The following is a 15,148-nucleotide window of genomic DNA, read 5'->3' on the forward strand; positions in this document are numbered from 1 at the left end:
CTGCATTATTCACCAACTGGCAAAAACCTGATTGTGAGGACATCTCAAAAAACAGACTGTTTTTCAGCCAGATCGCTAGATGAACTTCTTGCCAAGGCTTTCGAGGATTTTCCAAAGTCTTCATGAATAATGCAGGCTAAGCAAAATTAATTACACATATCTAACCCCGCTCTTGCCTCTTGCCTCTTGCCTCTTGCCTATCTTCACTAGGAAATTAATTTTGCACGACTACTTAACTTGACAGTTGTATTGGCCAAGAGAGATAATAGGAGTTTGTGTGAACTTTAGCTAGACTAAAATACCTTGGCTAACGTTATTGTAATCGGCGCTCAGTGGGGCGACGAAGGAAAAGGAAAAATCACGGATCTGCTGAGTCGATCGGCGGATGTGGTGGTGCGTTCTCAAGGTGGCGTAAATGCGGGTCATACCGTCGTCGTCGATGATCAAACGTTCAAACTCCATCTAATTCCCTCCGGGATTCTCTACCCGGATACGGAATGTATAATCGGCTCAGGCACAGTCATAGATCCCTCGGTGTTACTCAAAGAGATGGCGCAATTACACGCCCTCAATGTTACCACCGACAATCTCTATATCTCGCAAACGGCTCATGTCACTATGCCCTATCATCGGCTGCTCGATCAAGCATCCGAGGAAAAACGGGGTAAATATAAAATCGGCACCACGGGACGGGGTATCGGCCCTACCTATGCCGACAAATCCGAGCGCATCGGTATTCGAGTCATCGACTTGATCAATACCGAGAATCTGCGGCAAAAACTAGAATGGACGATCAATTATAAAAACGTCATTTTAGAAAAGTTATATAACTTACCGCCTTTAGATCCGAAGACGGTGATCGAGGAATATCTAGAATATGCCGAGAAATTGCGTCCCCATGTGGTCGATAGTTCCTTAAAAATCTACGAAGCAATCCGCAAGCGTAAGAATATTCTTTTTGAAGGGGCCCAAGGCACCCTACTCGACCTCGATCACGGAACCTATCCCTACGTTACCTCCTCCAATCCGATCGCTGGGGGTGCTTGTGTGGGTTCTGGTATCGGTCCGACGGTAATCGATCGAGTGATCGGTGTGGCCAAAGCTTACACCACTAGGGTGGGGGAAGGGCCATTTCCCACGGAATTAGAGGGGGAGATCGAGCAGTTATTATGCGATCGTGGGGCGGAATTCGGGACTACCACCGGCCGTCGTCGTCGCTGCGGTTGGTTTGATGCGGTGATCGGTCGTTACGCGGTGCGAATCAATGGTTTAGACTGTCTAGCGATCACCAAATTAGATGTTCTCGATACCCTAGAGGAAATCAAAGTCTGTGTGGCCTACCAATTGGACGGCAAAACCTGTCGCCATTTGCCCAGCAGTGCGGTGGAATTCGCCCGTTGTCAACCGATTTACCGAACGATGCCGGGGTGGCAACAACCCACCAGCGATTGTCGCAGTCTGGAAGACCTGCCCAAACAAGCCCTCGATTATCTAAAATTCCTGGGGGCGATCATGGAAGTACCGATCGCTATTATCTCCCTAGGAGCTAGTCGCGACCAAACTATTATCGTTGAAGACCCCATTCATGGGCCAAAACGCGCTCTTTTGGACGAAAATGGCTCACCTTGGGATAATCACGAATTTTAAATCATTGCGAAAGAGGATTAGTCAACTATGCAAGTTAGCGTTGAATGTCAAAAAAGACCCGAAAATATTAACCCCAGGGCCCTACGTCGTCAGGGTTTAATCCCGGCGGTTCTCTATGGCCACAACGGCACGGAATCGGTTTCTCTGGTGGTGGGAGAAAAAGCGGCCTTAACCCTGCTTAAAAAGGCCTCGGTGAATAATACCCTGGTGGATGTGAATGTTCCCGAAATGCCCTGGACGGGAAAAGCTTTGATCCAAGAGGTACAATCTCATCCCTGGAAAAGAAATCTCTATCACCTCAGTTTCTTCTCGGTATCTGCCCACGGTAAGCTCGATATCGTCGTTCCCATTAAAGCCATTGGAGAAGCGATCGGAACCAAACAGGGCGGTTTAATCGAACAGTTCGTTAACGAAGTTAATGTCTCCTGTATTGCCGATAATATCCCGGAAGTGATCGAATTTGATGTGTCGGGCATCGGTGTGGGGCAATCCCTGCTCGTGGGTGATCTAAAAATGCCGGAAGGGGTGACTTTAAAAGATGATCCCCATACCACCGTTTTTGCCATTGTTGCCGCTAAACGGTAAATTCAGTGATCGGTGGTCGGGTGATAGGGTTTTGGGGTGTTGGGGTTTTAGGGTTTTAGTTGAAATTCCCCCACTTCCCCAACCCCCACTCTGCCATAACTACTACTGCATACTTTGTGCTTTTTGTCAAAAAAACTTTTTCTTTGCAATAAAACTACACAAAAAAAAGATCATCGTTGTGGGTGAAATTGACCGATTTACCCGTCTTAATTAGATCACCCTGTAGGTGTAGCAAGGGTTTCAACCATTGCTATCCAAAAAAGCACAGAATAACCCACTTTGAAATTCTATCAAATCGCTGTAACCATTGCAATATCGTTGTTAAATAAAAATCTTTCTCAATTAATTCTTAAGAATTTGTAAATATTGCGAAATGTTAATTTAAATATTCTCAAGTTTTTGGAGTCAATAGATAATTTTTGTTTATCTTTGGCGCACATTGGGTTAGAAGTCAGTCATCAGTTATCAGTTATCAGTTATCAGTGTCAGCTTTTTTCTCCCCTCTCCCCTGCTCCCATCTACTGGGGAGTTAGATCACAAAAACGCTTAAATAAGTCCTCGCGGGCGGATTCGATTGATAATAATTCTTCCAGATAGTTTTTAGCAAATTGGTCATGAGGTTTCATCGATCGAGGCCAAGAAAAAAATGGTAAGATTAGTTAAAGAAAATGATACAAATATACATTGATTAGACAAAAAAAGCTATAAGTAAAAGAAAAGTTTATCTTCCTCAGCACAATGACCAGAAAAGAACAGCCCCACTCGTGGTTCTCAAGAAAACCCTTGACCTGGCAACAATCGCGGGCTATGTGGCGCGATTTATGGTTAGAAGCGTCCCTCGATTTTCCCTATCTAGCTTTGATAGTTAGTTCTTGTACGATCGCTACTTTAGGCTTAGTTGCCAATAGTGCGGCCGTGATTATTGGGGCGATGATTATTGCCCCTTTGATGTTGCCGATTCGTAGTCTAGCTTTTGGTGGTTTAATTGGCAGTTGGCGATTAATTCGTAAATCAGCCTTGGCGATTTTGGTCGGTACGATAATCGCTTTAGCGATAGCTTGGTTCCTAGGATTATTGATCGGAATTTCTGAATTTGGTAGTGAAATTCAAGCTCGTTCTCAACCGAATCTTTTAGATTTAGGAGTAGCAATTACGGCGGGGGCAATCAGTGGTTATGCCAAAATAGAACCGAAAATTTCAGGTACTTTAGCGGGAACAGCGATTGCCGTGGCTTTAATGCCGCCAGTTTGCACGATTGGTTTAGGATTATCCCAAGGCAATTGGATCCTAAGTTTGGGAGCAACTCTGTTATATATTACCAATTTATTAGGCATTGCTCTCTCCTGTTTGTTGGTCTTTTTGCTGGCAGGTTATTCTAATTTTCATCGGGCGCGTAACGCTCTAATTTTGACTTCTATCCTGACAGCAGTTTTGCTAATTCCCTTAGGAATAAGTTTTGCAACTCTGGCTAATCAAGCTCGCTTAGAAAGGCTGATCAAAAAAGCTTTATTACAACGAACAATTACTTTTCAACGGGCAGAATTATTGGAATCTTCAATTAATTGGCTCAAGCAACCTCCCCGGGTGAGATTAGTAGTAAGAACCGCCGAAAGCATCACCCCCAGACAGGTAGAATTGTTGGAAGAATTTATTACTAAGGAAATGGGGCGACCTTTTCAGTTAAATGTCTTGGTTTCTAAGGTTAATGAAGTCACTTCCCCAGAATAAAGTCGGGAAAATTAGCTCAAGTAATGACAAACAAGGATTAATTCGCTATCTTAATGTTTGATATTTAATCTATAGGTAGGGTTCAGGTGAGTGGCGGCAATCGACCAGAAAGCACGGCTTATGTGCGGATAATTAAGCAATCTTGGCAAACGGGGAAATTAGAGGGGGAAGTGCGGACGGAACAATATCAATGGCGTTTTCAATGGCATTTTCTTCAAGGCAAGTTATCAGTACAACCTTCCCTAGGTAGGGCTTTGATTTTTGAACCCTTGAATCGGTTTTTAGAACGCTACGATTATCAATTAGAACCGGGAGGAGATTATGAATTTACAGTGCGATCAAAATTGTAAAGATGGGGGATTAAATCACAGGTTTTCTCCTAAGGATGAAGTTTAACCTAATTTCGCCTCATCTTCCGATGACAGATTCCCTAAAAGGAAAACTTTGTACTTCATCATTAAGATAACCGGCTATTGATCAAGAGAAATTGACGGTTTATGGACAACCTAGCCGAGATACTAGATTTTTACCTAAAATGTCGGATGAATGCCCCCGCTACATTTTTCGACAAGATACTCACCTTTGGGCGTTGTCAAATTGAAAGATGCTCCGAATCAGCTTGGAACTGAAATTACTTTGATAGCAAGGATTGCATTGCATCTTTCATATTCTGATCTGACAACGCCAAGATTACCGTATTGCCAGCGTTGACCAGAAAGCACAGAAGTAAGCACTCGCAACCCTTCCCAAACCTCGATCGAGCCTGTCAGTGTGTAAGGTTGGGAGACAGCACTAGGCGCGGTCGCTGTTAACTGCGCAGCAATCAGGAGAGTCGATGATAAAAATTTAATCATACGTTTTTAAATGTAAGCGGTCATTTTTTATCCTATTGATTCTTCTTGGACGAATGCCATCGGCCTCTACATTACCCCTAGTTATTCTCTAGAGGCCGATGGGACAGTCTAACCAATCTATAACCCCAAACGCTGCTTTTGACGGGCTTTATAGGAAGCTAACAGCCAAATAGAGCCAGAAATCAAAGAAGGAGCAAGGACGAAAAAAGTGGCCATGGTCACGGGATGTTCCCGGGCCCAGACCCAATAAATCATCACGGCAAAAATCAAGCCACAGTAAGCTAGTCCTAGAAAGGGAATGCCAATGACTAAAATGGCGAATCGAGTATCTTTATCCATACAATATCGTGATGGCAGCGAAAATTTAGCTGATGGGTTTCGCTTACCCCTTTCTTTACTTATAATCTTCTTTCTGGGATTGCTTGGGGAAAAATAAGGTATTTTTTAGAATTAGGCGCTGATTATTGGGAGGCCTTCCTTGTCGAAACAAAGATTAGATTTATTATTAGTAGCCAAAAATTTCTGTGATTCCCGTCAACAGGCACAGCGATTAATTCGCGCTGGAGAGGTGAAAGTCAATCATCAAATCATCGATAAACCGGCCACAGAAATCGATCCAGAAGCGGCGATCGAGGTTAAGCAGAAACTGCCCTATTTGTCAAGGGGGGGCGAAAAATTAGCCAAGGCCTTAGAATTGTTTGCCATTGATGTCAGCGATCGCATTTGTTTAGATGGTGGCATTTCCACGGGGGGATTTACCGATTGTCTCTTGCAAAAAGGAGCAAAACGGGTTTATGGGGTCGATGTGGGTTATGGACAAGTGGCGTGGAGTTTACGGCAGCATGAACGGGTTATTTTACTAGAAAGAACTAATTTTCGCTATTTAACCCCAGAAAAGTTATACGGACAGGAAAAACCCGCCGATTTAGCAGTTATGGATCTGTCTTTTATTTCTCTGACCAAAGTGCTACCGACCCTGTGGACGCTATTAAATCCACCGCGAGAAGCGATTTTATTAGTCAAACCCCAATTCGAGGTGGGACGGGAAAAAGTCGGCAAAAAAGGGGTAGTTCGCGACTACCAAGACCAAGCATCGGCAATTTTTCAGGTTTTACAGGCCGCCGAAGCCCTAGGATGGTTCTATCGGGGTTTAACTTGGTCTCCCATTACCGGACCTGCGGGTAACGTCGAGTATCTTCTCTGGTTGTCCACCGATACCGGCCCAGTTAGTCCCAGTTTAGCCGCGATCGCAGAAATCACGCAAGCAGCGATCGAACAGTTTTAACCCCGGTTTTTTCTCAAGGAAGTGGGGTGTGGGGTGTGGGGTGTGGGGTGTGGGGTGTGGGGTGTGGTCCGCCCCCATTTGGCCTAGGGTTGCTCCCACCTGTTCGGCATTGTCAAAAAGAGCGATCGGGCTGTAGGCTTTCAGTAACATCGGTCCGGTGTCCATGCCCGCATCCATTAACATGGTGGTAATGCCGGTTTCTTTTTCTCCCCTAGCGATGCACCGGAGATGTATTCTTACATACAAAAACGATGATCGGGGAGTTCAATATATCGGAAAATGGGAGGGATAACCCAAAAAAATTATTGTTAAATCATGTTAAGTCCCGTAGAAACGATTAAAATTCTCGAAAATCATCCCGATCGCACTTTTCCAGCTGGTGAAGTTATTTTTGTCGATGGCACGGAGGGCGAGTTAATGTACGGTATTCTTAGCGGAGAAGTGGAGATGTATGTCAAGGGGCAATTGATAGAAACTCTAGAAAAAGGGGACGTATTCGGAGCGGGAGCGCTCCTGCACCCAGATAAACTCAGAGAATCCACAGCTATCGCCAAAACTGATTGTAAATTAGCCTATCTCAATCAACCACAGTTTTTATTTGCCGTGCAGGAAACCCCCATGTTTGCGCTGGAAGTGTTAAGAAGTTATTCCGATCGCTTTCGTAAGTTAAAAAAAATCTTCACCGGTGAAGCATAGAGGAACAAAAGAAAGCCATCCCCTGAAAACTATTGACCGAAAATCTCACCGATAGTTAAACGGGAACCATTGACCAAATCCGCACCAGAACGCGGAGGTTTACCCGATAATTGCACTTCTTTCAATAATAATAAACCCGCTCCCGTCTGCACTACTGGCCCGAAATTTTTCCAGAGAGCCACGATCGATCCCACTTCTCCGCTTAGATGAGAAAGGTCTTTTGTCTGTAATTCTGGAGGCAGTTGACTAGGATCGTCTAGGGGAATAGTGGCCATCACTTTTAGGGGTTGTCCCCGGAAAGTGGTTAGCGCATTAGGATAAAAACCCCGGACTCGATCGTGAATTGTCCGGCCCGAATCTTGCCAGGGGATTAGATAGTCAGATTTCTCAATTAAAGGGGCATAGGTGGCATCGTCGTTATTTTGAGGAATTGGGGTAATTTCTGCTTGATCGAGCTTAGAGAGGGTTTCTAGGAGCAAATCCGCCCCTATTTGCCCTAGGGTTGCTCCCACCTGTTCGGCATTGTCAAAAAGAGCGATCGGGCTGTAGGCTTTCAGTAACATCGGTCCGGTATCCATGCCCGCATCCATTAACATGGTGGTAATGCCGGTTTCTTTTTCTCCCCTAGCGATGCACCACTGCACGGGGGCTGCTCCCCGATATTTCGGTAAAATTGAGCCATGAACGTTAATACAGCCTAATCTCGGCATCTCTAGAATTTCTGGGGAGAGAATTTGTCCGTAGGCAACCACCACAAAGGCATCCGCTCGCGATTGTCTGAGAAAATTTAAGGTTTTAGCATTTTTTTTCACACTTTTGGGCTGCAAAACCGGTATTTGCTGTTCTATGGCTATTTGTTTCACCGGTGAGGGGATTAATTGATTACCCCTTCCCCGGCGCTTGTCCGGTTGGGTAACGACGGCAATTATTTCTATATCGGGATTGGCTAATAATTTTTTTAGGGTGGGAACGGCAAAAGTAGGGGTTCCGAAAAAAACAATACGCATGGGAGAAGGGGGTATTTTTCAGTTATCAGTGTGCAGTAATCAGTTATCAGTTATCAGTTATCAGTTATCAGTGAAAAGAAAGGGCGAATTCTTGAGTGAGAATGTCCACTGAGTTATTAACGACTAACTATGCCAGACCATTGGATTTTTTTGGCTTTTTCCCGACGATAGGAGAAAAAATGCTCTTCTTGTTGATAGGTACAAAAAGGAGCGATCGCGATTTGTTCATCCCTAATTCCTAACTGTTGTAGTTGATGATAAATCACCCTTCGCACGTCCAAGCGAACTTTTCCTTTTTCCTCGTCAGCAAATAAGGGGGAAGGGGAGAGGTTAAATAAATTCCCCAGAATTTGGTCGGGATTGGTTTCTTGAGGAAATAAACTTAAACCCACTTCTGCGGCAACTTCTCTATCTACTTGATACACTTCCCCAGCAATTGCTGGCCCCAGGGCCAGGACTAAGTTATCTAAACAACTACCTGAGTTTAATAACTGCTTAACTGCTTTGGCAACTATCCCCTTGGCTGTCCCTCTCCATCCAGAATGAATCGCCACCCCAACACCCGTAGAGCGATCGCCTATTAGTACGGGCGTACAGTCAGCACTGGCCACCCAAATCCCTTGACCGGAAGCATCGGTGATAATTCCATCCGCTTCGGCTATTTCTGGGTTAGTAATCCCTTGGGGATTTAATAGGCGATCGCCATGTACCTGTTTGACCCGATAAACTGGTACATTTGCACCTAAAGCACCCGTAAAAGCTTCCGGGGTTTGGGGGTAATAATGACGGGTAAAAAAGCCGTGGGACCAATCCTCTAGGAGATTACAGGTAAGATAGGGCAATCCTTGCCATGTTTGCCATTGCCACAGAGAAGTCTCGGTTAATCGGACATCGATCGCTACATTGGTCACAGTCTAAGCCTCTCTGGCTGCAATAATACCTTATTCTCTCCTATCCTAGTTCTGAGCTTGGCTAAAAGGCAACCGGAAGATTATTATCAAAACCCTTGACAAATGGCGAGACTTGCTTTATACTTTTTGTATAATGGGAATCCGTGCGCAAATATATATAGGGTTTTTGGGCAAAGATAAGAGAGAAAAAAATAGCCTCCAAAACTGGGTTGGCTAGGGATAGGGATAAAGGTATGAAGACGGAAAATTTCTCTCCCGGACAAGCATTAAACAAAGCATTATTCGAGATTCGCGACAGATTGAGGAAAGGGCAGATTTAATTTTAATGTTATGTGGGGATAATATTATCCAAATACCTCTAATCAGGGGATTATGGCAATTATCGAGGATTTATAGTTCTCCTTTGAAGGTTTTATCTAGGATACTGGGAAACAGTGCGTCTAATTCTTGGATGGCTTTTTTTCTGAGTTGTTTCATCTCGTTGATGACGATTTCTTATTCTAAATCCCCACTTTCACTCATATTCACCCTCACCTATAAACAAATCATAAAACAAAGAAACCGAAATAATAACCGTTTGTTCTAATTCTATCATCTCCTCAAAATCCCGATCATCAGTAATCAAAAAATCCGCCTCACTAACCCTTGCTAAAGCGATAAACTTAGCATCTTTCGGATCCCTTGTAAAGTCAACATTAACATTAACTTCTATTAACTTTGTGCTATTTTCAATTAAAGTTAACCATTCTGCTTTCTTGGTATCACGTAGTTTTAACTTCTTTCGCTGTAAAACTTCTCTATACTCATCTAAAATTTCCTGTGATACTATCCAATCATAATCAGCATGACTAATAATAAAATTAATCACCTTTTCTGGTTTTCCATCAGCAACCGCCGCAGAAATAAGGATATTTGTATCAATAATAACTCTCATTCTCCTCTCCGATAAGCTTCAATTTCCGCCGCAATTTCTTCATCGGTTAACGGATTATCAGCGTGTAAAGCTTGGGTTTCTTGGCATAAACGCTTAAATTCTTCTGCTAACCTTACTTTTTCAGGATCAATCGGTTTGTCCTTATTTTGTTCCCGTTCTTTTCGATACTTCCTAATCTTTTCTTTTAATAAAGCTTTTGCGGATTCTGTCCCTTTAACATAATCGGGTAATATAATTTCATCCTCCTGTTCTTCTAATAGCTGAAACGCTTTAGATATAACCTCTTGAGGGGTATTATATTTACCAGTTTTCAGTTGTCTTTCTAAAAACTGTTCCTGTTCAGGGGTTAACGTAATTTGTATCATAATTACCAAATAGTTTGAAGATTAGATAAAGCTTGAATATAGCAGAAACCTTAATCTGACCCTGATGCCTAACAACATTTTCTTTATCCTGATTTAAAACCCCCTTAATCTCAGCCATCAACCACCTGATTCTTGCATCCTTTTTCATAATAGCACTCAGCAACTGTTCGGGGGGCAAATGTTCAAAATCTTCCAGGAACTGGGGAAGTGGGGAAATTTTCAGAAAAACCCTTGACAAATGGCGAGACTTGCTTTACACTTTTTAAATAATGGGAATCCGTGCGCAAATATATATATAGTTTTTGGGCAAAGATAAGAGAAAAAAAAATAGCCTGAAAAATCGGGTTGAGTAGGAAGAGGATAAAGGTATGAAGACAGAAAATTTCTCTCTCCGACAAGCATTAAACAAAGCATTTCTGAGAGTCAAACCGAGTCGTAGTCAGGTAGAGAAGTTTCAAACCCACCTGACTGGAAAGTGGGTGTAGAGTGTAGGGTTTAGGGAAAGAAACCTCTTTCATCTGTGGGGGTGAAAATTTTTTCATCGGGACTGACTGGAAAGTGGGAAGTATAAACGAGACAGAATCCAAAGCTGACTGCTGATGGATATAAAATCGGCTCGATTTTTTTTCTAAAAACCCTTGACAAATGACGAGACTTGCTTTAGACTTTTTCGATAATGGGAATCCGTGCGCAAATATATATATAGTTTTTGAGCAAAGATAAGAGAGAAAAAAATAGACTCAAAAATCGGGTTGAGTAGGAATAGGGATAAAGGTATGAAGACAGAAAATTTCTCTCCCCGACAAGCATTAAACAAAGCATTCCTGAGAGTCAAACCGAGTCTTAGTCAGGTAGAGAAGTTTCAAACCCACCTGACTGGAAAGTGGGTGTAGGGTGTAGGGTTTAGGGAAAGAAACCTCTTTCATCTGTGGGGGTGAAAATTTTTTCATCGGGACTAACTACAACTCTTAGGGAGTATAAACGAGACAGAATCCAAAGCTGACTGCTGATGGATATAAAATCGGCTCGATTTTTTTTCTAAAAACCCTTGACAAATGACGAGACTTGCTTTAGACTTTTTAGATAATGGGAATCCGTGCGCAAATATATATATAGTTTTTGAGCAAAGATAAGAGAGAAAAAAATAGACTCCAGAACCGGGTTGAATAGGAAGAGGATAAAGGTATGAAGACAGAAAATTTCTCTCCCCGACAAGCATTAAACAAAGCATTCCTGAGAGTCAAACCGAGTCGTAGTCAGGTGGAGAAGTTTCAAACCCACCTAGAACAACTTTTGGGGAGTATAAACGAGACAGAATCGGAGGAATTCCATAAAAACCTGCTTGCAGACTTTCTCAAACACAGCTACTATAGTCCTCAACATTTCATCAACACCAAGGGAAGGAATGATTTAGTCATCCATAATGGGAAAGAATCGCGGGATTCCGTGGGGGTAATACTGGAAGTGAAGAAACCCAGCAATAAAAGCGAGATGCTGCGGAGAGACAAACTCAACTGTAAAGCATTACAGGAATTACTCCTCTACTTCCTACGGGAAAGAATAACCGAGAAAAACCTAGAGATAAAACACCTGATTGCTACCAATATATATGAGTGGTTTATCTTCGATGGGAATATCTTCGAGAGACTATTCGCACAAAATCAGGAACTTGTCAGACAGTTTAATGACTTTGAGACGGGGAGACTAACGGGAAAAACCACCGACTTCTTCTACAAACAGATAGGGGAACCCTTCCTGAACTCCATACTCGATTCCCTGACATACACCCATTTTGACTTGCGGGAATACTCCCAAACCATCCGGGAAGACGAACATAACCTCATCAGTCTCTATAAAATCTTTTCTCCCGAACACCTCTTAAAACTCCCCTTTGCGAACGATAGCAACAGTCTCGACAAAAACTTTTATAGTGAACTGCTGCATATCATCGGATTGACAGAGATAAAAGAGGGAGGAAAAAAACTCATCCAACGTCTGCAACCGGCAGCGCGTCAACCCGGTTCGCTGCTAGAGAACGCTATCAGTCAAGTGGAGAGTTTAGATAAAATCTCTCGTTTACCCAATCCCGAAGAATTTGGGGAGACGGAGGAGGAGAGACTATTTAATATCGGTTTAGAGTTGGGGATAACCTGGATAAATAGAATCCTCTTCCTCAAACTATTAGAAGCGCAGATAATTAGGTATCATCGGGGGGATAAATCCCTAGGATTTCTCAATTTAGGCAAAATTGCCGACTATGACGACTTAAATCGGTTATTTTTCAGCGTCTTAGCAAAAAAACAGTCAGAAAGAAGCAAAGACATCCAGAATATCTATACTCAGGTTCCCTATCTCAACAGTTCCCTATTTGAACCGACAGACTTAGAACAGTCAACCATAGTTATCAGTAACCTGCGTTCGGAGAATATAGAGATTTTTGCAGGAACAGTCTTAAAGGATAGTCAGGGGAAAAAGCGAACAGGAGAAATCAACGCTTTAGCATACCTATTCGAGTTTCTCAATGCCTACGATTTTAGCAGCGAAGGTGGGGAAGCGATACAGGAGGATAATAAGACTCTTATCAATGCGTCAGTGTTGGGATTAATCTTCGAGAAAATCAACGGATATAAGGATGGTTCCTTTTTCACCCCCGGTTTCATCACTATGTATATGTGTCGGGAAACGATTCGACGCGCAGTGATAGAGAAATTTAACCAGAGTCAGGGATGGGATTGTCAGACAATCGAGGATGTGTATAACCGCATCAAAGATAAAACGGCAGCCAATGCTATTATCAATAGTCTCAAAATTTGTGATCCTGCGGTGGGTTCGGGACATTTTCTTGTTTCTGCTTTGAACGAGATAATCGCGATTAAGAGTGAGTTACAGATTTTATTGGATAAAGAGGGTAAAACTCTCAGGGATTATCGGGTTGAGGTGGTGAACGATGAGTTAATCGTCACCGATGATGACGGTAATCTGTTTGAATATAATCCCCGCAACCGAGAAAGTCAGCGAGTACAGGAGACTTTATTTCAGGAAAAACAGCGTCTGATTGAGGGGTGTCTCTTTGGAGTTGATATCAATCCCAACTCGGTGAAAATCTGTCGTCTGCGTTTATGGATTGAGTTACTCAAGAATGCTTACTACAAAGCAGATAATGAGTTAGAGACGTTACCGAATATCGATATTAATATCAAGGTTGGCAATTCTCTGATTAGTCGCTTTGGGTTATCCAATGATTTACAAGTCTTTTCCCGCAAAAGTCGTTTAAGTATCGAGAGTTATAAGGATGCGGTGAGAGTCTATCGCAACGCGGAGGATAAATCGCAAAAGCGTGAGATGGAGAGATTGATAAGTGAGATTAAGAGTAGTTTTCGTCAGACTTTACAGGGAGATAATCCTCTGAAAAAGCGCTTGCGGGGTTTGGAAACGGATTTATATAGTCTAGAGAATCAAATTTTGTTATTTGAGGAGTCACCCAAGGAAAAGAAAGCGCGGGAAAGGAAGATTAGTCAGTTAAGGAATGAGATTGATAAGTTACGTCCGCAACTAGAGGAGATTGAAAGCGGTAAGATTTATCATAATGCTTTTGAATGGCGCTTCGAGTTCCCCGAAGTCCTAGACGATAAGGGGAATTTTATCGGTTTTGATGTGGTAATTGGCAATCCTCCTTATGTTTTTGCGCGAGAAAACTTTAATGACATTATCAAAAGATATTTTAAAGATAATTTTAAAACTTCTCAATATCAAGTAAATTTGTTTATTCTCTTTATAGAAAAGACAATATCTATCTTAAAAAACAAGGGAGAATTTACTATTATTGTTCCTAATTCAATGTTAATGATAAGTTCGGCAAAGAATTTAAGAAAATATTTGCTCAATCAAACATCTCTAAATGAAATAATCAATTTAATGGGTTATTCTTTTGAAGGAGTAAATGTTGAAACTATAATAATTTCAAGCAAGAAAGAAAGATTCCCTGAAGCAAGTAAAGTCAAGATATTCTTGAACAAGAATAATGAGTTTACATTAGTACACACAAAACAACAATCCGATTTTTTGCAACATGAAGGTTTTGAATTAAATGTGTTTTCTGACAAACGAAGTGACGATCTTATTCAAAAACTAACTCTTAATTCTGAAAAATTAGATGAATTAGTTTTAATAAAAGCAGGTTTGAAAGCTTACGAATCAGGAAAAGGAAATCCCAAACAAACTTCTGATGATGTAAAAGAGCGCATCTATGATTACGACTATAAATTTGATAATAATACTCATAAATATCTTGACGGAAAAGACGTTAATAAATATTTAATTAAGTGGTCAGGAACATATTTAAGATATGGTCAAAACTTAGCATCGCCAAGAACTTTTGATTTATTCAATGGTAAAAAGATTATTATTCGTGAGATCACTCGCAAGCATCCTCAGTCAATAATAGCAACATATACAGAAGAAATTTATCTATTTAATATGAGTAACATTGCAATTCTTGAAAAAGAAAATTTAGAAATTTCTTTAAAGTATATTCTAGGATTGCTTAATAGCAAGCTAATTTCGTACTACTTCATAAAGAATACGGCAAAATCAGTAAGACAAATGTTTCCAAAATTGATATTGGAGGATTTAAGGAAGTTTCCAATCAAAAAAATCGGAACAGTAGAACAGCAACCTTTCATTTCTATTGTAGATCAAATCCTTGAAACTAAAAAATTCGATCCAAACGCCGATACAACAGCCTTAGAAAAAGAGATTGACAAAATAGTATATGAATTGTATGGATTAAGCGAGGAAGAAATCAGGATAATAGAGGGGTAAGAGCATCTCAATTAGGCTTGACAAAAGGCTTTAAGCATAGCCATCATATAGTTATTATCCATAGGAAATTTATCAACAACAAATAGCGGCTATTGATGCAGAAATTGAACAATGTTTGGCAAAATTTACCTCAGTGACAGAAGAACCACCTCCACCTTCAGTCAAGAAGAATCACCGTCGGAAAACCCATCCCCCTTCAGTTAAGTAAGTAGGCGTTAAAAGTTGTCAGATCCCCCCGCCTATCGGCACCCCCCTTATCAAGGGGGGCAGGGGGGATCGAACCTAAAATCCATTTTTAATTTAATTATAACCAGC

Annotated in this window: 13 protein-coding genes and 3 pseudogenes; 10 read left to right on the plus strand and 6 right to left on the minus strand. The window is 41.7% G+C overall.

From position 1 onward, the window contains the following. Positions 1-303: 303 nt before the first annotated feature. From IM496_RS06045 to IM496_RS06065, 5 genes are all read left to right on the plus strand, one after another. Positions 304-1,647 carry an adenylosuccinate synthase gene (locus IM496_RS06045; RefSeq protein ID WP_104395339.1) on the plus strand — a complete coding sequence of 448 codons (1,344 nt, stop codon included), beginning with the start codon at positions 304-306 and terminating at the stop codon, positions 1,645-1,647. Between the two features lie 27 nt (positions 1,648-1,674). Continuing rightward, positions 1,675-2,232 (plus strand): 50S ribosomal protein L25/general stress protein Ctc, encoded by a 558-nt coding sequence (locus IM496_RS06050; protein WP_002781534.1) that lies wholly within the window; start codon positions 1,675-1,677, stop codon positions 2,230-2,232. A 366-nt stretch (positions 2,233-2,598) separates the two neighbouring features. Then, positions 2,599-2,829: a hypothetical protein gene (locus tag IM496_RS06055; RefSeq protein ID WP_228009871.1), complete on the plus strand. Its 231-nt coding sequence runs from the start codon at positions 2,599-2,601 to the stop codon at positions 2,827-2,829. 141 nt (positions 2,830-2,970) lie between these two features. Then, positions 2,971-3,960 (plus strand): DUF389 domain-containing protein, encoded by a 990-nt coding sequence (locus tag IM496_RS06060; protein WP_194018230.1) that lies wholly within the window; start codon positions 2,971-2,973, stop codon positions 3,958-3,960. Positions 3,961-4,046: 86 nt separating this feature from the next. Continuing rightward, on the plus strand, positions 4,047-4,310 hold the full coding sequence (locus IM496_RS06065; protein ID WP_002765551.1) for a DUF3146 family protein: 264 nt from the start codon (positions 4,047-4,049) through the stop codon (positions 4,308-4,310). Between the two features lie 621 nt (positions 4,311-4,931). On the opposite strand, the gene IM496_RS06070 is transcribed toward IM496_RS06065, so the two are convergent. Further along, on the minus strand, positions 4,932-5,153 hold the full coding sequence (locus IM496_RS06070; protein WP_002736250.1) for a hypothetical protein: 222 nt from the start codon (positions 5,151-5,153) through the stop codon (positions 4,932-4,934). Positions 5,154-5,292: 139 nt separating this feature from the next. Between IM496_RS06070 and IM496_RS06075 the strand changes: the two genes are divergently transcribed. Next, a complete protein-coding gene (locus IM496_RS06075) occupies positions 5,293-6,099 on the plus strand; it encodes a TlyA family RNA methyltransferase (RefSeq protein ID WP_194018232.1) in 807 nt (268 codons plus the stop codon). Positions 6,100-6,165: 66 nt separating this feature from the next. On the opposite strand, the pseudogene IM496_RS06080 reads toward IM496_RS06075, so the two are convergent. Further along, positions 6,166-6,321, minus strand: a pseudogene (locus IM496_RS06080) (formyltransferase family protein); the annotation flags it as partial. Positions 6,322-6,414: 93 nt separating this feature from the next. Here IM496_RS06080 and IM496_RS06085 point away from each other — a divergent pair. Further along, a complete protein-coding gene (locus tag IM496_RS06085; protein ID WP_194015073.1) occupies positions 6,415-6,795 on the plus strand; it encodes a cyclic nucleotide-binding domain-containing protein in 381 nt (126 codons plus the stop codon). 29 nt (positions 6,796-6,824) lie between these two features. Here the strand turns inward: IM496_RS06085 and fmt are convergent, their stop codons facing one another. The 4 genes from fmt to IM496_RS06105 form a co-directional block, all read right to left on the minus strand. Then, entirely contained in the window at positions 6,825-7,802 is a 978-nt protein-coding gene (fmt, locus tag IM496_RS06090) for a methionyl-tRNA formyltransferase (protein WP_194015071.1), read from the minus strand. 116 nt (positions 7,803-7,918) lie between these two features. After that, positions 7,919-8,713, minus strand: coding sequence for a peptidoglycan editing factor PgeF (gene pgeF / locus IM496_RS06095; RefSeq protein WP_194015069.1), 795 nt, complete (start codon positions 8,711-8,713; stop codon positions 7,919-7,921). Positions 8,714-9,227: 514 nt separating this feature from the next. Next, positions 9,228-9,647, minus strand: coding sequence for a putative toxin-antitoxin system toxin component, PIN family (locus IM496_RS06100; protein ID WP_287661546.1), 420 nt, complete (start codon positions 9,645-9,647; stop codon positions 9,228-9,230). Next, positions 9,644-10,012: a ribbon-helix-helix domain-containing protein gene (locus IM496_RS06105; RefSeq protein ID WP_002803329.1), complete on the minus strand. Its 369-nt coding sequence runs from the start codon at positions 10,010-10,012 to the stop codon at positions 9,644-9,646. The genes IM496_RS06100 and IM496_RS06105 overlap by 4 nt, the downstream gene beginning before the upstream one ends. Before the next feature lie 368 nt (positions 10,013-10,380). On the opposite strand from IM496_RS06105, the pseudogene IM496_RS22625 reads away from it, so the two are divergent. The 3 genes and pseudogenes from IM496_RS22625 to IM496_RS06110 form a co-directional block, all read left to right on the plus strand. Continuing rightward, a pseudogene (locus tag IM496_RS22625) lies at positions 10,381-10,479 on the plus strand (type II restriction endonuclease); the annotation flags it as partial. Between the two features lie 309 nt (positions 10,480-10,788). Next, positions 10,789-10,887 (plus strand): annotated as a pseudogene (locus IM496_RS22630) (type II restriction endonuclease); the annotation flags it as partial. 310 nt (positions 10,888-11,197) lie between these two features. Next, positions 11,198-14,833 carry a DUF7149 domain-containing protein gene (locus tag IM496_RS06110; protein ID WP_287661547.1) on the plus strand — a complete coding sequence of 1,212 codons (3,636 nt, stop codon included), beginning with the start codon at positions 11,198-11,200 and terminating at the stop codon, positions 14,831-14,833. The last annotated feature ends 315 nt before the right edge of the window (positions 14,834-15,148 follow it).

Origin of the sequence: Microcystis sp. M049S2 (assembly GCF_020245625.1) — a bacterium.
GTDB classification, from domain to species: domain Bacteria; phylum Cyanobacteriota; class Cyanobacteriia; order Cyanobacteriales; family Microcystaceae; genus Microcystis; species Microcystis ichthyoblabe_A.

What these genes read in the sequence shown, in the direction of transcription:
- IM496_RS06050 (WP_002781534.1), top strand. Translation starts at nt 1,675, where the DNA reads ATGCAAGTTAGCGTTGAATGTCAAAAAAGACCCGAAAATATTAACCCC.
- IM496_RS06060 (WP_194018230.1), top strand. Translation starts at nt 2,971, where the DNA reads ATGACCAGAAAAGAACAGCCCCACTCGTGGTTCTCAAGAAAACCCTTG.
- IM496_RS06070 (WP_002736250.1), bottom strand. Translation starts at nt 5,153, where the DNA reads ATGGATAAAGATACTCGATTCGCCATTTTAGTCATTGGCATTCCCTTT.
- IM496_RS06085 (WP_194015073.1), top strand. Translation starts at nt 6,415, where the DNA reads ATGTTAAGTCCCGTAGAAACGATTAAAATTCTCGAAAATCATCCCGAT.
- fmt (WP_194015071.1), bottom strand. Translation starts at nt 7,802, where the DNA reads ATGCGTATTGTTTTTTTCGGAACCCCTACTTTTGCCGTTCCCACCCTA.
- IM496_RS06100 (WP_287661546.1), bottom strand. Translation starts at nt 9,647, where the DNA reads ATGAGAGTTATTATTGATACAAATATCCTTATTTCTGCGGCGGTTGCT.
- IM496_RS06105 (WP_002803329.1), bottom strand. Translation starts at nt 10,012, where the DNA reads ATGATACAAATTACGTTAACCCCTGAACAGGAACAGTTTTTAGAAAGA.
- IM496_RS06110 (WP_287661547.1), top strand. Translation starts at nt 11,198, where the DNA reads ATGAAGACAGAAAATTTCTCTCCCCGACAAGCATTAAACAAAGCATTC.